Below are 21,641 nucleotides of genomic sequence, written 5' to 3' on the forward strand. Positions count from 1 at the left end.
GAGTCCCGAGCGACGGCGCGGAGGGCCCGAAAGCGACTGCGTCATATCGGAAGTGTGGTGTTGCTGACGAACGCATCGCGCACCCACGACACCACCTCGTTCCACAGTCCGGTCAGCAGGGCGATGCCGACCGCGACGAGGAGCACGCCGCCGAAGACCTGAATTCGCCGAGCGTTTCGACGCAGCCAGCCCAGTGCCCTCATTGCCCGTCCGGATGCCAGCGCGAACAGCACGAACGGAGCGCCCAGACCCACACAGTAGGCGACGACGAGCACGATGCCGCGCACGACGTTGGGCCCCTCGGTGGCAGATGCCACAGCGATGACACCCGTCAGCGTCGGGCCCAAACACGGGGTCCAGCCCAGCCCGAACACCGCCCCCAGGAGCGGCGCACCCCACAGCGTGGACAACGACGTGGGCGTAAACCGCGCGTCGCGTTGCAGCGCAGGGAAGAAACCCATGAACACCAGACCCATCACGATCGTGACCACTCCGCCGATGCGCTGCAACAGCACCCCATTGGTGATAATCGTCGTCGTCAGACCCAGAATCGCGACGGTTCCCATCAGGAACACCGCCGTGAACCCGACAACGAACAACCCGGCGGCCCCTGCCACCCGCAGACGTGCCCTGCCCAGCGGCTGGGCACGCGCCCGGTCATCATCGACGCCAACCACCGCGGCCAGATAAGACAGGTACCCGGGTACGAGAGGTACGACGCAAGGCGACGCGAACGACACCAACCCAGCCAACGCCGACACGAACACCGCGAGAAGGACGTGTCCAGACGTAGCGATCGCGGTGACACCATCCACGAAGTCCGACACCCTCCGCATCCACCGTTTCCGAATTCACTCATCGACGACGCAGGTCCGCAGCCACACTGCGGCACCCGACGACGCCACATCATCTACTATCAAACTACGTAGCAACAAATCGTCGTCAGCCGCCGCGAGCATCGGTCGGCGACCAGTGGAACGGAGAGGCCCGTATGCGGTGCTCGCCAGCCAGGCAAATCTTGGCCATGATGACGGCCGCTCTAGCGGCTGTGACCGTGCTGACCGCGCCGTCGGCCTCCGCCGAGCCACAGATACCCGTGCCCGCACCCGGTGACCCCCTTACGGTCCCCGACTCGGCAGTGCCGAATCCCTTCCCCCCTCCGGTATCCGGCACTTTTCCCGGCCCATCGCCGACGGCTACCGAAGACACACCAGCCGGCCAGAACGCGGCGCCCTACCTCGGCCCACCGGTCTTCGCTCCCCCCACGTTCAATCCGACGAACGGCTCGACGGTCGGTGTCGCCAAACCCATCGTCATCAATTTTCAACGGCCCATCGCCGACCGCACGCTGGCTGAACAAGCCGTCCATATCTCCTCCACCCCCGCGGTCCCCGGGAAGTTCTACTGGATGAGCGCGACCCAACTCAGATGGCGGCCCCTCGACTTCTGGCCTGCCAACACCACGGTCAGCATCGATGCCAGCGGCACGAAATCGAGCTTCCGCACCGGCGACTCGTTGGTGGCGACCATCGACAACGCCACCCTCCAAATGGAGGTCATGCGCAACGGCACACTGGAGAAGACCATGCCTGTGTCCTTAGGAAAGCCGGGATACGACACACCCAACGGCACCTACTACGTGCTCGAGAAGTTCGCCGACATGGTGATGGACTCCTCCACCTACGGTGTGCCGATCGACGCAGCCGAGGGGTACAAGCTCAAGGTCAAAGACGCGGTGCGCATCAACAACGCCGGCATCTTCGTTCACGGCGCGCCCTGGTCAGTCGCCGATCAGGGCAAGCGCAACGTCAGCCACGGGTGCCCCAATTTGAGTCCAGCCAATGCGCAGTGGTTCTACGACAACTTCGGCAGCGGGGACCCGGTCGTCGTCAAGAACTCTGTCGGCATCTACGACGAAAATGACGGAGCCCAGGACTGGCAGATCTGACGTCGAAGCCAGAAACGCCCAGCGGTCACAAGCCGCACCCCGCTCGGCACCTTCGCGAAACCGCGCGCGCAAGACCAGGAGCGCGATCGTCACCCACATCACCAACGCGCTTCCCAGCGAACGCAACCCGGTACCCATAGAGGTCCTTGGCAGCGCCATCCCGCACAGACGATGCTGACGCCTGTCCTCGCCCATGGCCGTCGGTGGTTTCATCGAACGCGGCGGCGCCAGTATGACGAGCGCTCACGCCACGACACACGATCTATGTCGGCGACTTATCGAGGAACCACCGTCCCTCGGCGATGGGTTTCGATGAGCAGCGGGTCCGCTTCCTGCCACCGGGTGACCGGTTAGGCCCTGGCGCGAATAACGTTGTCGGCGAACACTATTCGTGACACGAGGTCATCTTCGGCCTCTACGAGGTGTTTGCCGGAGGTGAGGTCGACTCGGCATTCCGCGCGCGGGGCGGGGACGCCAGCGCGCCGAAGTGCGCCGCGACCTCTCCGACGAACGACTGCGTGGTCGGCGGGTCCTCGTTGCCAGAGGGCGTGCGCACTTCACCGACGCGACGCGCGAATTGGCGTAGACAGGCCGTCGAACAGAAGTAGAACCGGTAGGTGTCTTCCTCGTGCGCGATTGTCAACGGTTGGGCGTCTGTCGTGACGTGCATTCGGCATATCGGATCGACGTGCTCCTGGTGGCGGGTTCCGACGTCGAGGGCGAACGCTTCCACCAGGGCACCGACGTTCCGCAACCGAAGCGGGCCCAACGACGTCATCGCCAGTAGGTCTGTTGCCCGAAGCGCGGCCGCGGCCTCGGCGTTGCCAACAATCTGGCCTGGCTTGGCGACGGCGGCCAGTCTGGCTGCAGTGTTGACCGTCGACCCGAAGGCGTCTCCGCGGCGCTTCACCACCGGCCCTGCACAGATGCCGGCGCGCAACAATGGAAAGCCGTCGATGCGACTGGTCTCGTCGTGGAGTCGCCGGAGGAAGGCCAGCGCCGCGGTGGGGTCCGAACTGGTGATCATCACGGCATCGCCGAGGGTCTTGATCATGTCGTCGCCGGGCCCGAGGACCCTGGCGGCTGTGGTGGCGAACCGATCTGCCAGTTCGGCAGCGCGATGATCACCGTGGGTTTCGGTGAACGCAGTGAACCCAGCGATGTCCACGAAGATGACCACCGTGTCGACGTCGGCATGCTCGAATTCATCTGCGGCACTGGATAAGTCGATCGTCATGGCGTCTCTTCTGCACGCTCAACGCGCGGCGCTGCTGGGGTGACCGACTGCATAGGCATCCCGAGGAGGCGCAACGCATTGGCGACGACGATGAGCGTCGAGCCTTCGTGGATGAGCACGGCGGGACCGATGCCCAGGCCGAAGATCGTCGCGGGAATGAGGACCGCGACGATTCCGAGACTTGCCCACAGGTTCTGCTTGATGACGCGCGAGGAGCGGCGGCTCAGGCTGATTGCAAATGGCAACGCGCGCAGGTCGTCGGCCATCAGTGCAACATCAGCGGTCTCCAACGCCACGTCGGAGCCCGCCGCTCCCATTGCGATACCCACGCTCGCGCCGGCCATGGCGGGCGCGTCGTTGACGCCGTCGCCGACCATCCCGACGCGGCCGTGGCGTTCCCGCAGGGCGGCGATCTGGGCCACTTTGTCCTCGGGCATCAGATCGCCGCGGGCGTGGGCGACACCGACTTCGGCGGCGACGGCGTCGGCCACCCGCTGGTTGTCCCCCGACAGCATCACGGTGTTCTTCACGCCGAGTGCGGCAAGACGCGCGATGACCGCCGACGCCTCCGGCCGAGGAAGGTCCATCAATCCGATCGCGCCCAACCAGCGGTCGCCCGCGCGGACGAGCATCGTCGTGCGGCCCGCCTGTTCGAGACGATTCACCTCGGCCGCCAGCTCAGCCGGCGGGGGCTGAGCGGCGTCGGTGAACAACTCGGTCTTGCCGATGCAGACCTCGACCCCCTCGACGGACGCGACGATGCCGCGGCCGATCACGGCACGGACGTCGGTCGCGCGGGGTGTCACCGCCCCGGCGAGACGCTCGCGGCCGTCGCGGACTATGGCTCGGGCGAGCGGATGGTCGCTTTGCTCCTCAACGGCAACGGCGATCCGCAGCAGTTCGGCGTCGTCGCTGTCTGCGGTGGCGCAGACATCGGCGATCCGGGGCCGCCCCTCGGTGAGGGTGCCGGTCTTGTCGAAGGCCAGCACGTTGACCCGGCCAAGTTCCTCCAACGCGGCACCGCCCTTCATCAGGATGCCGGCCCGCGCCGCCCGCGCTACCGCCGACAACACCGCGCTGGGCGTGGCGATCGCCAGCGCACACGGGCTGGCCGCCACCAGGACGGCAAGCGCCCGGTACACCGTGTCAGTGAACGGCTCGTCGACCACGAACCCGGCGAAGAGCAGCAGGACCACACCGACCAGGACCACGGGCACGAAGATCCGCTGGAAGCGGTCGGTAAAGCGCTGCGTGGAGGTGGTCTTGGTTTGCGCCTCGGCCACCAGACGCACCACCCGGGCCAGGGTGGAGTCACTGGCGAGCCGGGTCACCTGAATCTCGATGGCGCCGGCGCCGTTGATGGTGCCGGCGAACACTCGCGATGCCGCGTCGATGAGCTCGGGTGACGCCGCAGCTGCCGCCACGTCCGGGACCGGGATCTTGTCGACGGGGACGCTTTCCCCGGTCACCGGGGCTTGATCGATGCTGCTGCTGCCTGCCACGACGAAGCCGTCTGCGGCCAGACGCATGTTGGGGCGCACGACGACGATGTCCCCAATGCGCAGGTCCGCGACGGACACTTCGACGGTGTCGCCGGTGCCGCCGCGTCGCACCAGCGCCGTCTTGGGGGCGAGTTCGGCGAGCGCTTCGATCGCCCGGCGAGCCCGGCCCATCGCATAGCCCTCGAGTGCGTGTCCGACGCTGAAGAGGAACAGCAGGAGCGCACCTTCGGCGACTTCGCCGAGCGCCGCCGCACCCGCAGCGGAGACGAGCATGAGGAAGTCGATCTCGAACCGGCCCTGCCGCACACTGGCGAAGGCTTCCTGCACGGTGAAGAACGCGCCGAAGAAGAACGCCAGGCCGTAGACCACCACCTCGGCCGACCGTGGCGTATCGGCGAAGGCGGCCAATAACCAGCCCGTGAGTAGGAGCGCGCCCGCCAGTCCCGCAAAGACCAGTTCGGTGCGTTCGCCGGAGATCCCGCCGTGACCGTGTTGATGGTCGGCGCCGTCTCCGTCGTGCGCGACGGCTGCTTCCGCGTCCGCGGCGCTCCCCGACGGCGCCATCTGCGCGGCGATCACGTCTACGAGTTCCTGGGCGGTCACCGTCGTCCGCTCGAACTCCAGCTCGACTGAATCTGGTGTCGCGGCTGCGGCGACGACGCCGGGAATCGTCGACAGCGTGTCGACGAGCGCAGTGCGCATCGCCATATCGTCATGAGTGCCTGTGGTCAACCACCGCAGGTGCCCATACATCGACGTAATCGTGTCGGCCGCCTCCAGAGCCCGCCGCTGCACTTCTGTCGCGGACGCAGCCTCGGCGTCGTAGTGCACGCACAGGCGGGGTTTGGGCGTGTCGCCATCGATAACGTGGGCCTGTTCGATGATCCCGTCATCCACCAGGCCGCGCGTCAGGCGGTCAGCGCAGCGCTCGTCGCTGTCGGGAAGCAGGTCTGTCAGGTCGAGTGCCAGGGTCCTATGTGTGGGCGCCCCGTCCGCGCCGAGGCGACCTACCTTCTCGCCGTTGCGATCTGCCATACATGCAATAATACGCATGTGTGCATATGACTCGTCAACACCAATTTGCGCGAACCCGCGCGTCGGCGGCATCCGCCGACGTCGACGACACGCATGCGACCCGACAGATTCCAAGGCGAGCGCCGGCGCCGCCGAGAGACCCTCTCCGACGCCCCCCAGGGGAACCGCCGTGTGGCAGAACGTCTGCGTGCCGCCAACGGCTCGGCGAGAAACCCGTGTAGACGGACTGACCTACCCGAGAGCCGTTGCCCCGCAACCAATGTGGCGCGAAGGTGCCCGCGCCTCACTCGGATCGCCGCATTGGATATCGACGGCGCCATTTGGCTGCAAGGCCGCCAGCGCACCCGCACGCATTGGCTACACGAATAATCCTGCCGGCGTTGCAAGGCGCTGCCGGGGAACGGGTGAGCCGCACTGTCTACCAACGGTGACCGGGGCCTGAGGATGCTTTCGATGGCCAGTACGCCACGTACTCACCATCGGGGTCGTAGAAGTGCCAGCACCCATCGGGACTGGTCCGAGCGGTCCACCCCCGAGACACGGCCCACTGCACGAGGGCAGCGGCGATCTCGCCGTTACCAGCGGCACGCCGTGTTGCTTGCGCTCTGCCCCGTGGCTCACTTTTGTATGCCATGCCCAACTTTGGGCCTGCCAAACGGCGAGGCCTCCTCCTCCCTCTCGTCTTGTGTAGCCGCAGCAACGCACCCTGAGGGGACTCTGCTCGCCGCCGCATTATCTACGTACCTAGATAGTACTTGTTGGTGGCGTCGCGATGGTTGGAATGTGGTGGCGATGGACTACGTGAATCCGCTCTGGAGAAACGATGGCAACCGAGCAAGCTCTAACAGCCTCAAACAGAACGCCCATGGTGCGCGCATCACGGCCCAGCTAGGGCCACCATCCCGTCAAAGCACCAATCCTGCGCCCGAGTTCTGGCGCCATGGACCGCACGTACGTAGCCGTCAAGTGGTGAGAATCTCGGTAGATCAGGATGTTCCCTTCGGCGGCTCGGCAATAATCGTCGCGACACATCGCACTACTCATGTCGATCACTTTCATCAGCGGGAAACGATTCGTGAGATCTGCAGCGGGATTGACGTCGTCGAGGACGAGCGCTCGTGGCATGCCACACGTCGTCGCGTCGCCGCCGTCGGCCAGACAGTCGCGAGGGAAGAAAGGTTCGCCGTTGCGGACCAGCCACGGTGTATCGCGAATGCCAAGCACCTTCACACCGCTTTCTGCGAACGCCTGCCAGATCGGCAGGTACACATCTGGCATGACGTCGCCGGGTTGCGTATCCCGTGGTCGTGTCACGGTGGTGAACACGAAATCTGGTCGGTCGGCGACGATCTCGCGCATGGCGGCTTGAACCCAATCAAAGCACTGCGGGTACGGCTCTCCCGACCCCGGAATACGGGGCGCTCGCTCTCCTGATAGGGGGCAGCCCATCTTGAGATAGGTCACGACCTTGAAGCCGTACAGCCGGCCGAGCAGGTCCAGCGCAGTGATCCAGTGCTCGGCGTGCGAGCCGCCCGCCACCGCGATGGTGCGGGTCGCGGTTTTGGAACCAAAAGCGCACTCGCGCAGACTCGGGTCCGCGAAGTCGCTGATGCAGCTGTCGGCGGTGCTCTGCGGCAGGTCGTCCTTGGCCTCCAGGACCGTCGGCCGCATCGGCAGCTTGGGGACCTTGGCGTGGTCGATCAGCGCGCGTGCACCGGGGTAGTCGCGGGGCGACAGCCCGGCCAGCTCCTCGCCGTTGGCGCGCTGGACCGCCACGTGCTCGCGCCAGGTGAACGACGCCGCCGTCAGCGCCACGCCCAACAGCGTCACCACCGAGCCCAACACGATGGTGGGCCTAAGCAGGCGCGTGCGCAGCGGTACGGCGGCCTTCGCCTTTTTGGCCGAGCTGGTCGCACGCAGCCGCAGCGGCACCTCGATGTAGCGGGTCGTCAGCCAGGCCAGCACCCCGGAGACCAGCAGGACGCCCGCGCCCTCGGCCAGGTTGGCCTGTGCATGTCCGCTGTAGGCGAGCCAGAAGATCAGCAGCGGCCAGTGCCACAGGTACAGCGAGTAGGCCATCGCGCCGAGGGAGACGAACGGCTTGGTGGCCAGGAGGCGGTTCGGCAGGGGCATCCGGCCGTCGGCGCGGGCGAGGTGCGGGTCGGCGGCACGGTTGGCGGCGCTCAGGATGAGCAGGATGGTCGCCCCGACCGGGACCAGCGCCCACGGTCCGGGGAACTCCGCGACGCCGTCGATGAACGCGCCACACGACAGGATCGCGGCCAGTGCGAGCACCGAGACGAGGGTCCGCAGCCACATCGGCCACCGGACGTGCTGCACCAACGCCCCCGCCAGCGCCCCGAGCAATAACTCCCAGGCCCGGGCGAAGCTGTTGTAGTAGGCAGTGGTCTGGTCGGCCTGGTGCGCACCGATCGCGTACACGAATGAGGCGATGGTGAGCGCCGATAGCAGGACGACCAGAAGGACCCGCAGGTGCCTGCCCACGAGTAGGCGGCGCAGCAGGAAGCCGATGCCGAATACCAGCAGCAGGAATGCGAGGTAGAACTGCCCCTGCACCGACATCGACCAAATGTGCTGCAGCGGGCTGACCGCCTCGCTCGCGCGCAGGTAGTTCGCTGCCGTGCTCGACAGTTCCCAGTTCTGGTAATAGCCGAGGCTCGCGAGGCTCTGATCGGCGAACGTCTCCCACCGGGTCTCGGGCTGAACGAGGATCGTCAACCCCGCGGAGGCCGCGAGGACCACCACCAGCGCGGGAAGCAGGCGCCGGACCAGACGCCTGACCTCGGGCACGGGTGCCAGGGAGGCGGTCGACGTCAGGGCGGCGCGCAGCAGCCGGCCGCCGAAGAAGAAGCCGGACAACGCGAGGAACACGTCGACGCCACCGGAGACCCGGCCGAACCACACGTGGAACACCGCGACCAGCGCGATGGCGATGCCGCGCAGGCCGTCGAGGTCGTGGCGGTAGAACCCGGGAGCCCCAGTGCCCGTCAAGGCAGGGGCGGGGCGCCCGGAATCGGTACGCGGCGCCGTCCGGGGCGGGGCGGAGGTCAGCATGGTCGTCGAGACGACACCACGGGAGTCATGAGTTCAGCCGCGGTCATGACGCGGCCAGACGAAACTGGTGTGCCGAGTACGTCCGCACCCTCTGGCCTCGACGTCAGCCCACCCCGGCGTAGGAGTGCAACCCAGCAATCACCAGATTGATGAAAAACAGGTTGAAGACCATCGCCACGAAGCCGGCCACGTTGATCCAAGCAGCCTTCCTGTCACGCCACCCCGCGGTGGAGCGGGCATGCAAGTAGGCCGCGTAGGCAACCCATGCGATGAACGACACCGTCTCCTTGGGGTCCCAACCCCAGAAGCGTCCCCACGTCTCCTCGGCCCAGATCGCGCCGAAGATGACGCCAAACCCGAAAGTCGGGAACGCAAAGATCGTGGTGCGGTAGGCGATCCTGTCCAGAACTTGTGCATCGGGCAACCTGGACATGATGCCCGCGACGTACCCGTTCCCCCCGTCGCCCCGCAGCTCACCATGAGTCGACGTCTTGGCCAGGAACAGAATGCTTGCCACTCCGGCGACAAGGAACACACCGGAGCCGAGGCTCACCACCGACACATGAATAGGCAACCAATACGACTGCAGCGCAGGCATCACGGGCGCGGCGTCGGCATACAGCCACTTGCCCGACACCGCGAGCAGAATCAACACCGGGATCAGGACAAACACCCACAGCGCGCGAAACTGCGGGCGGCGCAACACGACTGCCGCGGCGACGAGGCCGCACAAGCAAGTCAAGTTGATGAACTCGTACATGTTGCCCCAGGGGGCACGCGAGGTCGCCAAGCCGCGCAGGACAATGCACATCAGGAGTAAGACGGCACCCACGAAGACCACGGCTATTCCAGCACGCTCCATACGTTCTGCCCGCGATCGCCGCGGCATCTCGGTGACGACACCCGGGCTTGCGCTGTCGAGCGAGACCCCTACAGGTGCCATAGACCTCTCGAGTGTCCTTGTCCGACCGATCGCGAAAGTCGCTGCAAGAAGCAACAATGCAAGCGTCAGCACGCCCACCGCTGATGCGTACGCCCAGTCCGAATACAGCGCCAGAGATTCCCGTGTGCCAACTACGTTCACGTCTGAGATCTCACGCTGCCGTTGAGGACTATCGGCGTAGCGTAGCCAGACCACAACCTCGCTCGTCTGCCTCCGCTCGTCTCGCCTCCCTGCGATCGTCTCTGCGAGCGCGACGTCTGTTTACGGTATTGGACCCAGTGTGCGGTCGGCTGCCGCGACCCGAAAACGTTCACGGCGTGCCCAGCCCGCCGCATGACGGAGGTTCGGGAGTGTCGAGAAGAAATCCGAATCCATTGAGCCGCATATCTGCTCGCAGCGATGGACTCGGTCGATTAGCTGATAGCCATGCCCTCAGCGCGTCGGCTTGTTGCTCCGGGGAGGCATCCGCCACGCCAGCGTCGTCGAGGATGAAGTAGCAGAGGGTTGCATCGCCGAAACAACCGTTGATCATGCTTACGTCGGCGGTTGCCTTCACGTCGGCTGCCATGACGCGGAGTTCGAGGAGCGACCACTCGGGGTTAGACCCTGCACCTGGACGCTGCCGCAACCACTCGTGGAATTCCTCGTGCAGCTCGGACGGCAGTGGATAACCGCTGCGGGACAGGGCTTTTACTACCACCAGAATGGCCATGCTCGGCTCACCAACGTGTAGCGCCGTGAGCGCCGTCACACGCTGCGCTTCCGTAAGGCAGGGTTCGGCGGCCTCCCACATCACCTCGGCCATCTCGAAGTCTCCCCGAATCATGTAGGCCTTTTAGGTGATTCACCGACCCGCTGCGGCCTCAACAGCGGCATGAGGCCGCCTCGGCAGTGACCGCGCATAAGGCTGGAATAGCGCGCGCCTTTGCATATCAGCATTGTGGCCGATCGGTTTAGGTGCGCACTTGAGCGTCGTCGAGCCGGGTAACGTCGCCGTCCTCGGGTCCGTGCGAACGACCCACGTGTGCCTCGCGGCGCATCCGGTCGATCATGTGCGGATAGTGCAGCTCGAACGCCGGGCGCTCGGAACGGATGCGGGGCAGCTCGGTGAAGTTGTGCCGCGGCGGCGGGCAGCTGGTGGCCCACTCCAGGGAGTTGCCGTAGCCCCAGGGGTCGTCGACGGTGACGACCTCGCCGTACCGCCAGCTCTTGAACACGTTCCACAGGAACGGCAGCGTCGACAGACCGAGGATGAACGCACCGATCGTCGAAATCACGTTCAGCGTCGTGAACCCGTCGCTAGGCAGGTAGTCCGCGTAGCGACGCGGCATACCCTCGTTGCCCAGCCAGTGCTGCACCAGGAACGTGGTGTGGAAACCGATGAAGGTCAGCCAGAAGTGCAGCTTGCCGAGGCGCTCGTCGAGCAGGCGGCCCGTCATCTTCGGGAACCAGAAGTAGATGCCCGCGTAGGTGGCGAACACGATCGTGCCGAACAACACGTAGTGGAAGTGCGCGATGACGAAGTAGCTGTCGGTGACCTGAAAGTCCAGCGGCGGGCTGGCCAGCAGCACACCAGACAGACCACCGAGAAGGAACGTGACGATGAAACCGATGGAGAACAGCATCGGTGTCTCGAACGTCAACTGCCCCTTCCACATCGTGCCTATCCAGTTGAAGAACTTGATGCCCGTCGGGACGGCGATCAGGAATGTCATGAACGAGAAGAAGGGCAGCAGCACCGCGCCGGTCGCGTACATGTGGTGCGCCCACACGGCCACCGACAGTGCGGCGATACCGAGCGTCGCGTAGATCAGCGTGGTGTACCCGAAGATGGGCTTGCGGCTGAACACCGGGAAGATCTCACTGACGATGCCGAAGAAGGGCAGCGCGATGATGTACACCTCGGGGTGACCGAAGAACCAGAACAGGTGCTGCCAGAGCAGCACACCGCCGTTGGCAGGGTCGTAGACGTGCGCGCCGAGGTGCCGGTCGGCGGCCAACGCAAACAGGGCCGCGGTCAGCAGCGGGAACGCCAGCAGCACCAGAATCGACGTCACCAAGATGTTCCAGGTGAAAATCGGCATCCGAAACATCGTCATGCCCGGCGCACGCATACACACCACGGTGGTGATCATGTTGACCGCGCCTAAGATCGTCCCCAGCCCGCCGACGATCAGGCCGAGAATCCAGAGGTCGGCGCCGGCGCCTGGCGAATAGATAGCACTAGACAAGGGCGTGTAGGCGGTCCAGCCGAAATCCGCGGCGCCACCGGGGGTGATGAACCCGGCAGTTGCGATCAGCGCACCGAACAGGAACAGCCAGAACGAGAACGCATTCAACCGAGGGAACGCCACGTCAGGGGCGCCGATCTGCAGCGGCAGCACCAGGTTCGCGAAGCCGAACACGATGGGTGTCGCGTAGAACAGCAGCATCACCGTGCCATGCATGGTGAACAACTGGTTGTACTGCTCATTAGACAGGAACTGCAGGCCGGGCACCGCCAATTCGGTGCGAATAAACAGCGCCATCAACCCGCCGATGAGGAAGAACGCGAAACACGCGACGCAATACATCATGCCGATCAACTTGTGATCAGTGGTCGTGATCAATCGGTAGATCAGATTGCCCTTCGGGCCCATCCGGGCGGGGAAGGGGCGGCGTGCCTCCAGTTCCCCGACCGGTGGCGCATCGGCGACCATAAGACTCCTCCCGCCACGGGCCCGGACCCCGTTTCGAATCTACGGACTACATACGTAGGATATCCTACTGCGTAGGTTAGTACTAGCTTGTGTAGTTGGAAGTGCTGGACCCATCAGTGAGCCACATCGCCCGGTGACGGGCGTCCTGCCGGGGCGGGTGCCGAGCCAGCACTCGCACCCGCTCCGGCCCAGCCCCTTCGAGCCGACCTCCGGTGCGTTAGGGAGGTGCCAGTCTCGCGGCGCGGGGAGCTGTATTGAGGTGTCACGAACGACGTCCGAGCCTGACGGTCGTCCTTAATCTGGTTCTACTACGTACGTACTTAGCAAAGTAGCTCCTCACGTTGTTGCGTGCGTTCCTGATTAAACCGATTGCGTCCCAACCCATTAAGTAACGTGTGATGTCAGGCGGGGGCGTTCATCGGCGGTTCGTGACTTGCCCAGTAGCCGGTGTTGGGTTAGCGTCTCGCCAACCAGATAACGAATCGGTAACGGCAAAGGATCGACTTCGAAGTGGTGCACCACCGACTCGCGCGACCAGACGCGCCGGCCGATCGTGGGGCCACTGACGTCACCGAGATCATCGCCTTCGGCGAGTTCGGCGCGTTGCTGGATATGGCCAATTGTCGCAGCGATCCGTTCGCTATGGACTTCGAGGTGTTGAGCGCACCGGAACTCGACGACCTCAACGATGTGGCCGATGAGTCGCCACGGCTGCTGCTCCCATCGAAAGGTGCCACGAAGGCAGCGTCACCGACCGTGCCGGCTCCCGTCGGCGGGGCACGTCTTAGGGAACGTCCACCGCCGTCTCGGGCGCAGTCGGGCGCTACCCTCCGCGCATCTGGCGGAGCGCATCGACGAACCCCCGCGGCCACCGGTGCGGTGCACAGCAGGTTGGTCATCACTGCTATCGCCGTCGGCGCGATCGCCGCCGCAGCGAACGCAGCGGTCGACGAAACCGAGGCGCAGCAGCCGGTTTTGGTCGCCGACTCTGCGGCGTCCCCGACTGCCCTCCCCGACGCCTCGGGGATGCAGATCATCCCTGTGGCAAACGGTTTCGATGCTGGGATCCATCGACAGGAATTGGCCAACGGCGCGGCCTTCGCTCAGGAGCGGGCGCAGCGGGAGGCGCGACTTCGGCGCCCCCAGTTCACCTTTCCTGCCCGAGGCATCCTGACATCGGGCTTCGGAGCCCGGTGGGGCACCCTGCACGCCGGACTCGACATCGCCAACGCCGTCGGCACTCCGATCTACGCCGCATCCGATGGCGACGTGATTGCCTCCGGTCCGACACCGGGTTTCGGCATGTGGGTCAAGATCCTTGCCGCGGACGGCACAGTTACGCTCTACGGTCACATCGACACCACGATGGTGCAAACGGGCCAGCGGGTGATGGCCGGCGACCAGATCGCCACCATGGGCAACCGAGGCAATTCGACGGGACCGCACCTGCACTTCGAGGTGCACCGCAACGGATCGGTCAAGACCGATCCGATGGCGTGGTTGGGGGAACGGGGAGTGCCTAACGGCTAGGGCAGCTGCCTGACCGTCTACACAATGCGAGCACAGCCGTCTCACGAAGACAACTCCCCAGGAGAGGCCGGGCGATCAGAGGCGGAAGGCCCGACCTGGAGTGCCGGCAGCATCGCTGATGCAGCCCGCCGCTGAAGGCTACCAGCCAGCTACTGACGTCAGTAGAATCACGTCGAGCCCGGCTGGCCGCCGCGCGATCACAGTCGGCGCCGTGCGCTCACTTCAGCGCCGGCACACCGATCGACACCGTAAGCTACCTACTGACCAATTCAGGAGGTTCGATCATGGCTCGGGTGCGTGGCTTCGGAGAGCTCGAAGCGTCGATCATGGATCGCCTCTGGAATCGTGACCCCGAGGCCGACACCACGGTCAGGGACATCTTCGACGAGTTGAGCACCGAACGCCACATCGCGTACACCACAGTGATGTCGACGATGGACAACTTGCATGGCAAGGGTTGGCTGTCGCGTGAACGCGACGGCAAGGCGTATCGCTACCGGCCGACCCTGACTCGCGAGGAGCACAGTGCACGACTCATGTTGGAGGCACTGAGCGGCGGCGGTCGGTCGGAGGCGGTCCTGAGTCATTTCGTGGCGCAGATCGATGCAGAGGAATCCGCTGACTTGCGTGCTGCGCTGCGGCGCCTGGCCCGCAAGTCAGGTCGCCGATGACCGTCGCGGCGGCTTTGCTGCTCTATGTCGCGGCGGTCCTGGCGATCGCACCGAAGCTGCTGGTCCATATCACCGCCGACGGCGGGGCTCCGCGCCTGGCGATAGCCGCGTGGATCACCGCTGTCGTGACGGTGCTCGGCTGCTCGGTTGCCGCCGTCGCGCTGCTGCTCATCGAGGCCGCTGGGCATTGGGACAGCCCCGACGCGCTGCTCGTCACGTGCCTAGAACGTCTGCGCGCCATTCTCGTCGGCCACGCCGGGTGGCCGGCGCGAATCGTCGCAACCGTCGCGGTGGCCATCGCGGTCGGAAGTCTGATCGCCGTCGTCATTCGAATAGGCCGCGCTCTGGGCCGGATGCGCACCCACACCTTCGCGCACGCCGACGCCGTGCGCCTGGTGGGCCGTTCACATGGCAGCGACGTCGTGGTCATCGAGGCAACCGAGCCTGCGGCGTATTGCGTGGCGGGACGCCCACCGGCGATCGTGGTGACCTCCGCAGCTCTGGCCGCGCTCGATGAAAACCAACTGGCGGCCGTCGTGGCCCACGAGCGTGCTCACCTCGACGGCCGGCACGCCTACATCGTCGCTGCGACGCGCGGCCTGACCGCCGCGCTGCCCACATGCGGGCTCTTCGCGAGCGCAGCCAGCCACGTCAGTTCTCTGTTGGAAATGTGCGCCGACGATGCGGCCGCTCGTCGCCACGGCCGTCAGCCGCTGCTCGCAGGCTTGTTGACCCTCTCTGGCGCCACCGCCCCGGCTCACGGTCTGGCCGCCGCCGGTATCGCCGTGCTCGCCCGTGCCGAGCGGTTGTCGAAGCCACCACGACGCTTCGCCCGCATCCAGACCCAAGTCACGCTCAGCGGTGCGGTGGCGGCGATGGCCGCCACACCGTTGGCGATCGTCACGCTGTCGCTATCGGGCGTACTGATCTGCTTCGCGTGAGCGGCTCACCGCGCTCAAGGACTTCACGACATTCTTGGCGCATCCAAATACCGTGCTGCACGGCGTCATTGCGCCGTAAATGCGGCTATGGCAGGGTTCGTGGCGCTTCTGCGGCTGGCTAGAAGTGCGGGAGGTCGGCCATGCCCGCAAGGTGAGCGGCGGCGGGGTCGGCCACAAGCATGGCCAACACCGCCAAACTCAGGGCCAACAGTAGCGCCGTCGCGATCCATCGGCGAGCCAGTCGGCCCGTCGGCCGCACGTGGCGCTGCTGAGGCCAACTCGACCGCGGTCCGTGGCAGGACACGGCCAGTGCACTCTTCACACCACCAATCTACTATGTGACTACGTATGTGGCCATTGCTTCGCATTCTTGCGTTACGAGGTTCGGCGATGGGGTCACCAACACGGTGTAGGCGGCCTTCTGACCGGGCTTCGGCGGGCAACGATGTCACCGTCGCTCCATGCAGGCGGCGATGAAAGGGACCGCGTGCGCGACGATCTGAGAACGGGCACCGGGCGACCGGTCCGCGCGGCGTGGGTGGCACTCGCAGGTGTGACGATGATCGTCGTCGCGGGCTGCGGCGACACGGGCCGTGTGTCGTCGCCGGGTCCTTCGAGCGCCGCGGGTGCCGTCGCCGACCAGCCGCACACTCGGTTCGACGTCTTGTTCGCCTTCGACATCATCGACCACAGCGGTCAAGCTGTTGCATTGAGCAATTCGACCACCGTCAAGCAAGGCATCGCACCCGAGATCCGGGACATCGCCAGACAAATCAGCGCGGGCAGCACCACCTACGTCAACGAGCTGCAGGCGCTCCTCGTCGATTGGGGATTCACCCCCATGACCGTCGGGCCCCGTCCTGCGGCGGGCAAGCCCAACGTCGCAGTTGCGCCGGGTGAACATCCGCTCGCCGTGGACGCCGACGTCCGTCGCGTCACCGGCGCGACCGGGACGGGTGCGGCGGGCCAATATCTGGAGTTGATGATCCGACAGCACCGTTTCACGATCTCGGCCGCGCGTGACCAGCTGGAAGCAGGGTCGAATCCTCGGGCGATGGCGATCGCGCGATCGCTCATCGAAAGCCAGCAAAGCGAGATCTCCGTCATGGAGACCCTGCACCCCTGACGATGTCGCTGGCGACCTGGGTCTGGCGTCGAATTGATGGCCGCCGCGTTGTCGTCACGGCGTCAGTCGTGCTCGTTGGCGGTGCTCGGCACGTCGGTCGGTGGTCGCCGCTGTTGGTGCAGTCCGCGCAGAAACGCGTTGTAGGCCGCCAGTTCCGCGTCGTCGCGTTCGACGTCGGCCTCTCTTTTCTTCGACTCCGACTCCTCATCACGGCGCCATCGGATGGCGAAGATCACTGTGGTCAGCAGCGCGACGGGCTCGCCGTAGGACCACGCCAAGGCGCCAGCAACCCCCTGGTCGGCGACGGGGTCGACGTTCCAGTCCGGCGGAGGTTGGGCGAAGGTCTCGGTGAGCGTCCGCGGTGCCATCATCAGGATGACGCCGATGAAGACGTGCAGCGGCATTTCGACGAAGATGTCGAAGAAGCGGCCCAGGTTGCTCTGCCGGACCGGCAAGGGACCGATCGACAGGATCGGCAGGATGAACAACATACCGCTGGTGAGGAAGAACACCTGCAGTGTGACGTGTCCGGCCACGCTGGACGCCGCCGCGTCGAAGAGGTCGGAAAGGTACAGGCCGTAGTAGCTCAACAGGAACACCGGAATGGTGAAGCCGGGGTGCAGCACGACCCTGCTCGCCCGGCAGCGCAGGCCGCCCAGCGCGGCGATCACGACGTAGCGTCCGAGTCCACGATGAGGCGTGGACCTGAGGAGCAGCCGGCCTGGCGCACCCAGCACGAGCAGCGGCGGAACGAGGATCGACAGCGTGAGGTGCTGGAACATGAAGGCACTGAACAGTCGGTAGCCGTAGCCGTCGATGGCCAGGCCCGTCACCGCCGCCAAGGCGATACAGCCGGCCAGGAAGCTCGCCGTGCGCGTCCACGCCCACTGGCGGCCCCGGGATCTGACGACTCGAACGGCAAGCAGGTACCACACCGCCAAAACAATTGCCATTACAGGCAGTATCGGAACCGGTGGCGGTAACCAACCGAGCATCGCCCAAAGCGACGGCGGTGAGGTGGGGAGCACCACCTGACCGATCACGGGGCAGCCCACCATCGAGTCGCGGCGTTGCGCCCGAGTGTCGGCCGCGCCCCGCGGCGACGTGCAGCCGGGGCGGGGTCGCCGTTCATCGCGGGGGCCCTGAGCCGGTTGTGGTCTCGGCAGCGAGGCGACGGACCACCGGTTCGAGATCCTCGGCGAGCAGCGCCCGCAGGAACACCGCGGCGACGCGATGCAACCGGTCCAAAACGATGGTGGACGGGATGACGGTGGTGGGATATCTCGCGCCCAAGGCGATCATCGTGCGCATCGGTGGGTCGTAGATCGACGGGAAGGTGACCTTGCGATCGACGATGAAGTCAACCGCAGCTTGGCGGTTGTTGTCGCGGACGTCGATGCCCAGGAAGACGACTCCCTCGTCCCGGGTCGCGTCGTACACCCTTTGCAGTTCCGGCATCTCGGTGCGACAGGGACCGCACCACTGACCCCACACGTTGATCACCACCACCTGCTCGGCGAAGTCATCGAGTGACAACGTGCGGTCGGGGTACATCAGGTCGGGTCCGCGTATCAGCCCCGGGCGACCACGACTCTGCGGCGGGTCGTAGAAAATGTCGACCTGCCCGCCCGGCGACACGAACTCGAACGTGCCACCCTGCGCGACGGCGTCGTCTCCGCTGGAGCATCCGGACACTGCGGCGCCGAGCAGTACCGCGCTCAAACCCGCGGCGATGCCACGCCGTACCACCAGTGACCAATGTGTCGGGGGTCGCCTCCGTCGCCGACGCTCAACGCCCACGTCCAGCCTTGACGGCGACGTTCGGGGTCCATCGGTGAATCGACGAGTCATTCAAGTGCCACTCACGCTGGGTTGCTCCGATACGGGCCCGCCGACTCGAAGCCGCGCGACGTGGTACGTGACCGGTGCATCGACACGACGACCTCCGTACTGGACGTTGGGCGCAGGCACCGCGGCCGCTCGGGCGAGCACCGGCGGCGCCCCTGCCGCCAGGGCCGGTCAGCCCGGCACCTTCTACGTAGAGACTACGTAAATGGTAGCGCAATGGCTCCACGGCGAATGACGGGACGACATTGATGAGGCGTATCGACCACGCGGGCGATCTATCGGCGCAGGAGCGTCTGGTGGCCGACGCCAACGCTGTTGGCAATCGTCGGCGGAGCCGCAATCATCAGAGCGTGCAGCGGTCTACCAACGCCGCGGCAGGCGCAGCGATCCGAAGGGTCGTCGATAAGGGCACCCCTTGCGATCTGCTCGTTCCGGACCTGCAGACGTCGGTCACCGAGGGCGACGTCGGGGATCGGTGGAGTCGCCGGTTACGGTCAGCGCTGCTGCCGGCGTGCTGGGCGTGACGGGGTGGTCTCGACCGCCGACGACACCACCGAGACGATGACCGTGGGCAACGGGCGTCAAGACGATGCCATCTCCACGGGCTAGGACAGACGCCGACCGAGAGGGGCACCTATTTGTTTTGTCCGACGGCTGATCATCCACTCGCCGTTCAGGTCACGGGCCTCGGGTGAGGTGATGGCGTACGGGTTTGCCCGCTCTCAGCATGATGACGGCAATCGCGACCAGTCCGGCGACGGCGCCCACCAGGATCCACAGCGCCGGGCTTGCGCCGTCGGGTTGTTGGCCGGGGTGCGTGTCGTCGTAGGAGTGTTTGGCGGGTGTTGGGACGCCGGGGCGTGGTGGGGCGATCGAGGAGGTCTGCGCCGACGACGGCTCCGCGGCGACGGACGGCGCGCCGGTCGAGGCGAGTCCGAGGAGTGTGGCGGCGACTACGACGACGAGGGCCGCTCGCGCGGGCCACCTCCCGGCCTGCGGGGGTCGTCTACAGCACCAGCGCGGAATGCCCTTGATCATCTCACGAAGTAGATGGTGGCAAAGAGCGCGATCCACACGATGTCGACGAAGTGCCAATAGTAGGACACCACAATGGCGGCCGTCGCTTGGGCGGGGGTGAACTTGCTCATGCGCGTGCGCACCAGCAGCAGGATGAAGGCGACGAGACCGCCGATCACGTGCAACCCGTGGAAACCCGTGGTGAGGTAGAAGACCGACCCGTACGCGCTGCCGGCGATCGTCGTTCCCTCACGCACCAGGCTGATGTATTCGTATCCCTGGCCGAGCACGAAGATCAATCCCATGAGCAAGGTGACGACGTACCACCGGCGCAGGCCGAACACGTCGCCGCGTTCAGCGGCGAAGACACCCATCTGACAGGTGAACGACGACGCGATGAGGATCAGGGTCACCGGCACCGCGAGCGCGAGGTTCAGCTCGGTGGGCGGGGGCGGCCACTCATCGGCCTGGGCGCGAGCGGTGAAGTACATCGCGAACAGACCGGCGAAGAACATCAACTCACTGGACAACCACACGATCGTCCCCACGGCAACCATGTTGGGCCGATTCAGCGAATGAACCCGTGCCGTGATGGCGGTGCCACTTGTCATGTCGTCCCTCGTCAAGCCAAGTCCGCAGACGGTCTACTGAGTCGCTACCTACTATTGCACACAGTAAATGTGCGATAGTTGCATCGTTGGATGCGTGGTGCGATTCGACCGGAACATTCAGCGGGAGTTCGCTTTTGAGCCGCGCCCGGCGCGACGGAGCATGCGCAATGGGCGCGTACGGCCGATGAGCATCGCTGTGGGCGTGGACATTGAACGCGGTTACTCGTAATCTTTCCGTGACCTACGTAGCTAGACCATAGATGTCCCTGCGGTGTAAGGACTGTGTTTTGAGAATGAACCGCCCTGCCGCGGTATGCCGCTCGGCGGGTGCTCTCGTCGTGGCGATCGTGCTGGCACTGACTCTCGGCGACTCTGCCGGCACTGGGTGGGCCGACCCGGCTGCCGACGCCCTGGCTCGATTGACGGAGTTCTCTCGAGAAGCCGAGCGGACCACGGAAGCGGTGTATGCGGCCGAACTGGAACTCGCGGGGAAACTCGGGGCGCAGCGCAGGGCTGAGGATCGTCAACGCACCGAACTCGAGGCGATGACCGCGGCGCGAGCCGACCTCGGTGAGTATCAGGCCGCCGTGAATCAGGTGGCGGCCGCGTCGTACATGGGTGGTTCGACCAGCACGATCAGCGCGGCGCTGACCGCGGAGTCTCCCCAACGCCTGCTCGACGAACTCTCCTCGAGCAGGGTGATGGCCACTCAGATGTCGGACCGCATCAGCGCCTTTCGCGCCGCATCAACCCGTGCCGACGAAGCCGCGCTCGCGGCGCAGTCATCAGCGCTGGCGGCTCGTACTGCCGCGGAGCAGGCGTCGGCCGTCCGCGCGGACCTGCAATCGAAGCAGAGCCGGCTGCGAACACAGATCGCCGAAGTAGAGGCGCTATACCGCGCACTGACCCCCGATCAACGTGCAGCGCTCGCCGGCCCTGGGCCGATGCCGCCCGCGCCGCCGGTGCCGGTGCCGGTGCCGGCCAATCCGGCCATCATGGCGATGCCCGAGGCGATACCGCCGGTGGGTCCGGGTCCGTCCAGCTCACCCGAGGGGACCGGGGTCGCGCAGGCGGCGTTGACCCGTGTGGGTGCGCCCTATTCGTGGGGTGCAACAGGACCAGATGCCTTCGACTGCTCGGGGCTCATCAAGTGGGCGTTTCTGCAGAACGGTAAGTCGCTCCCGCGGTCGAGTCAGGCGCTCGCGGCGGGCGGACAACCCGTGGCGACGACCGACGTACAGCCCGGCGACATAGTCACCTTCTACTCGGACGCCTCACACGCGGGCATCTACATCGGCGATGGGAACATGGTGCACGCCTCGACGTACGGCACTCCGGTGAAGGTGGCGCCGATCTCGTCGGCGCCGATCTACAACGTGCGCCGCTACTAGCCAGCTACCGCAGCGTTGCCTGCTCCCGCGGTTCCCAGGAATGTTCCAGTCGCCGAGCCCGTCGGTA

At 65.7% G+C, this 21,641-nt stretch carries 19 protein-coding genes; 7 read left to right on the forward strand and 12 right to left on the reverse strand.

Annotated features, from left to right (window positions below):
* Nucleotides 1-41: 41 nt before the first annotated feature.
* Entirely contained in the window at nt 42-815 is a 774-nt protein-coding gene (locus MHN84_RS12775; protein WP_043416275.1) for a cytochrome c biogenesis CcdA family protein, read from the reverse strand.
* Nucleotides 816-991: 176 nt separating this feature from the next.
* On the opposite strand from MHN84_RS12775, the gene MHN84_RS12780 reads away from it, so the two are divergent.
* Nucleotides 992-1,948 carry an Ig-like domain-containing protein gene (locus MHN84_RS12780; protein WP_011893704.1) on the forward strand — a complete coding sequence of 319 codons (957 nt, stop codon included), beginning with the start codon at nt 992-994 and terminating at the stop codon, nt 1,946-1,948.
* 415 nt (nt 1,949-2,363) lie between these two features.
* On the opposite strand, the gene MHN84_RS12785 is transcribed toward MHN84_RS12780, so the two are convergent.
* From MHN84_RS12785 to ctaD, 6 genes are all read right to left on the reverse strand, one after another.
* A complete protein-coding gene (locus tag MHN84_RS12785; protein ID WP_241204953.1) occupies nt 2,364-3,185 on the reverse strand; it encodes an adenylate/guanylate cyclase domain-containing protein in 822 nt (273 codons plus the stop codon).
* Nucleotides 3,182-5,740, reverse strand: coding sequence for a heavy metal translocating P-type ATPase (locus MHN84_RS12790; protein ID WP_049777259.1), 2,559 nt, complete (start codon nt 5,738-5,740; stop codon nt 3,182-3,184). The genes MHN84_RS12785 and MHN84_RS12790 overlap by 4 nt, the downstream gene beginning before the upstream one ends.
* 870 nt (nt 5,741-6,610) lie before the next feature.
* Complete coding sequence (locus MHN84_RS12795; RefSeq protein ID WP_241204954.1) at nt 6,611-8,797, reverse strand: acyltransferase family protein; 2,187 nt, start codon at nt 8,795-8,797, stop codon at nt 6,611-6,613.
* Between the two features lie 103 nt (nt 8,798-8,900).
* Nucleotides 8,901-9,881 (reverse strand): c-type cytochrome biogenesis protein CcsB, encoded by a 981-nt coding sequence (gene ccsB, locus MHN84_RS12800; RefSeq protein WP_043416028.1) that lies wholly within the window; start codon nt 9,879-9,881, stop codon nt 8,901-8,903.
* 169 nt (nt 9,882-10,050) lie between these two features.
* Nucleotides 10,051-10,545, reverse strand: coding sequence for a hypothetical protein (locus MHN84_RS12805; RefSeq protein ID WP_043416277.1), 495 nt, complete (start codon nt 10,543-10,545; stop codon nt 10,051-10,053).
* 148 nt (nt 10,546-10,693) lie between these two features.
* Entirely contained in the window at nt 10,694-12,439 is a 1,746-nt protein-coding gene (ctaD, locus tag MHN84_RS12810; protein WP_011893698.1) for a cytochrome c oxidase subunit I, read from the reverse strand.
* A gap of 510 nt (nt 12,440-12,949) precedes the next feature.
* Here ctaD and MHN84_RS12815 point away from each other — a divergent pair.
* The 3 genes from MHN84_RS12815 (at nt 12,950) to MHN84_RS12825 (ending at nt 15,581) form a co-directional block, all read left to right on the forward strand.
* The gene (locus MHN84_RS12815; RefSeq protein WP_043416029.1) at nt 12,950-13,969 is read left to right on the forward strand and encodes a M23 family metallopeptidase; all 1,020 of its coding nucleotides are present in this window, start codon (nt 12,950-12,952) and stop codon (nt 13,967-13,969) included.
* 284 nt (nt 13,970-14,253) lie between these two features.
* Nucleotides 14,254-14,640 carry a BlaI/MecI/CopY family transcriptional regulator gene (locus MHN84_RS12820; RefSeq protein ID WP_011893696.1) on the forward strand — a complete coding sequence of 129 codons (387 nt, stop codon included), beginning with the start codon at nt 14,254-14,256 and terminating at the stop codon, nt 14,638-14,640.
* Entirely contained in the window at nt 14,637-15,581 is a 945-nt protein-coding gene (locus MHN84_RS12825; RefSeq protein ID WP_043416033.1) for a M56 family metallopeptidase, read from the forward strand. Before MHN84_RS12820 ends, MHN84_RS12825 begins: the two co-directional genes overlap by 4 nt.
* Before the next feature lie 118 nt (nt 15,582-15,699).
* Here the strand turns inward: MHN84_RS12825 and MHN84_RS12830 are convergent, their stop codons facing one another.
* The gene (locus tag MHN84_RS12830; protein ID WP_131705500.1) at nt 15,700-15,903 is read right to left on the reverse strand and encodes a hypothetical protein; all 204 of its coding nucleotides are present in this window, start codon (nt 15,901-15,903) and stop codon (nt 15,700-15,702) included.
* A 165-nt stretch (nt 15,904-16,068) separates the two neighbouring features.
* Between MHN84_RS12830 and MHN84_RS12835 the strand changes: the two genes are divergently transcribed.
* Nucleotides 16,069-16,707: a DUF305 domain-containing protein gene (locus MHN84_RS12835; protein ID WP_241204955.1), complete on the forward strand. Its 639-nt coding sequence runs from the start codon at nt 16,069-16,071 to the stop codon at nt 16,705-16,707.
* 62 nt (nt 16,708-16,769) lie between these two features.
* Here the strand turns inward: MHN84_RS12835 and MHN84_RS12840 are convergent, their stop codons facing one another.
* Entirely contained in the window at nt 16,770-17,765 is a 996-nt protein-coding gene (locus MHN84_RS12840) for a cytochrome c oxidase assembly protein (RefSeq protein ID WP_241204956.1), read from the reverse strand.
* Nucleotides 17,766-17,835: 70 nt separating this feature from the next.
* Complete coding sequence (locus MHN84_RS12845) at nt 17,836-18,558, reverse strand: TlpA disulfide reductase family protein (RefSeq protein WP_239736386.1); 723 nt, start codon at nt 18,556-18,558, stop codon at nt 17,836-17,838.
* Nucleotides 18,559-18,905: 347 nt separating this feature from the next.
* On the opposite strand from MHN84_RS12845, the gene MHN84_RS12850 reads away from it, so the two are divergent.
* Nucleotides 18,906-19,079 (forward strand): hypothetical protein, encoded by a 174-nt coding sequence (locus MHN84_RS12850; RefSeq protein ID WP_241204957.1) that lies wholly within the window; start codon nt 18,906-18,908, stop codon nt 19,077-19,079.
* 154 nt (nt 19,080-19,233) lie between these two features.
* Here the strand turns inward: MHN84_RS12850 and MHN84_RS12855 are convergent, their stop codons facing one another.
* Both MHN84_RS12855 and MHN84_RS12860 read right to left on the reverse strand, forming a co-directional pair.
* On the reverse strand, nt 19,234-19,593 hold the full coding sequence (locus MHN84_RS12855; RefSeq protein ID WP_239736384.1) for a hypothetical protein: 360 nt from the start codon (nt 19,591-19,593) through the stop codon (nt 19,234-19,236).
* On the reverse strand, nt 19,590-20,183 hold the full coding sequence (locus MHN84_RS12860; protein WP_043416037.1) for a heme-copper oxidase subunit III: 594 nt from the start codon (nt 20,181-20,183) through the stop codon (nt 19,590-19,592). The genes MHN84_RS12855 and MHN84_RS12860 overlap by 4 nt, the downstream gene beginning before the upstream one ends.
* Before the next feature lie 293 nt (nt 20,184-20,476).
* Here MHN84_RS12860 and ripC point away from each other — a divergent pair, with 293 nt between their 5' ends.
* Nucleotides 20,477-21,574, forward strand: coding sequence for a peptidoglycan hydrolase RipC (gene ripC, locus MHN84_RS12865; RefSeq protein WP_239736383.1), 1,098 nt, complete (start codon nt 20,477-20,479; stop codon nt 21,572-21,574).
* Nucleotides 21,575-21,641: the final 67 nt, after the last annotated feature.

Source organism: Mycobacterium sp. PSTR-4-N (assembly GCF_022348085.1).
Classification (GTDB): Bacteria; Actinomycetota; Actinomycetes; order Mycobacteriales; family Mycobacteriaceae; genus Mycobacterium.

Excerpts from the sequence above, each read along its gene's own strand:
- MHN84_RS12780 (WP_011893704.1), top strand. The coding sequence starts at position 992 with ATGCGGTGCTCGCCAGCCAGGCAAATCTTGGCCATGATGACGGCCGCT.
- ripC (WP_239736383.1), top strand. The coding sequence starts at position 20,477 with ATGAACCGCCCTGCCGCGGTATGCCGCTCGGCGGGTGCTCTCGTCGTG.
- MHN84_RS12785 (WP_241204953.1), bottom strand. The coding sequence starts at position 3,185 with ATGACGATCGACTTATCCAGTGCCGCAGATGAATTCGAGCATGCCGAC.
- MHN84_RS12795 (WP_241204954.1), bottom strand. The coding sequence starts at position 8,797 with ATGCTGACCTCCGCCCCGCCCCGGACGGCGCCGCGTACCGATTCCGGG.
- MHN84_RS12805 (WP_043416277.1), bottom strand. The coding sequence starts at position 10,545 with ATGGCCGAGGTGATGTGGGAGGCCGCCGAACCCTGCCTTACGGAAGCG.
- MHN84_RS12820 (WP_011893696.1), top strand. The coding sequence starts at position 14,254 with ATGGCTCGGGTGCGTGGCTTCGGAGAGCTCGAAGCGTCGATCATGGAT.
- MHN84_RS12840 (WP_241204956.1), bottom strand. The coding sequence starts at position 17,765 with ATGGTGGGCTGCCCCGTGATCGGTCAGGTGGTGCTCCCCACCTCACCG.
- MHN84_RS12845 (WP_239736386.1), bottom strand. The coding sequence starts at position 18,558 with ATGACTCGTCGATTCACCGATGGACCCCGAACGTCGCCGTCAAGGCTG.
- ctaD (WP_011893698.1), bottom strand. The coding sequence starts at position 12,439 with ATGGTCGCCGATGCGCCACCGGTCGGGGAACTGGAGGCACGCCGCCCC.
- MHN84_RS12790 (WP_049777259.1), bottom strand. The coding sequence starts at position 5,740 with ATGCGTATTATTGCATGTATGGCAGATCGCAACGGCGAGAAGGTAGGT.
- MHN84_RS12860 (WP_043416037.1), bottom strand. The coding sequence starts at position 20,183 with ATGACAAGTGGCACCGCCATCACGGCACGGGTTCATTCGCTGAATCGG.
- MHN84_RS12825 (WP_043416033.1), top strand. The coding sequence starts at position 14,637 with ATGACCGTCGCGGCGGCTTTGCTGCTCTATGTCGCGGCGGTCCTGGCG.
- MHN84_RS12855 (WP_239736384.1), bottom strand. The coding sequence starts at position 19,593 with ATGATCAAGGGCATTCCGCGCTGGTGCTGTAGACGACCCCCGCAGGCC.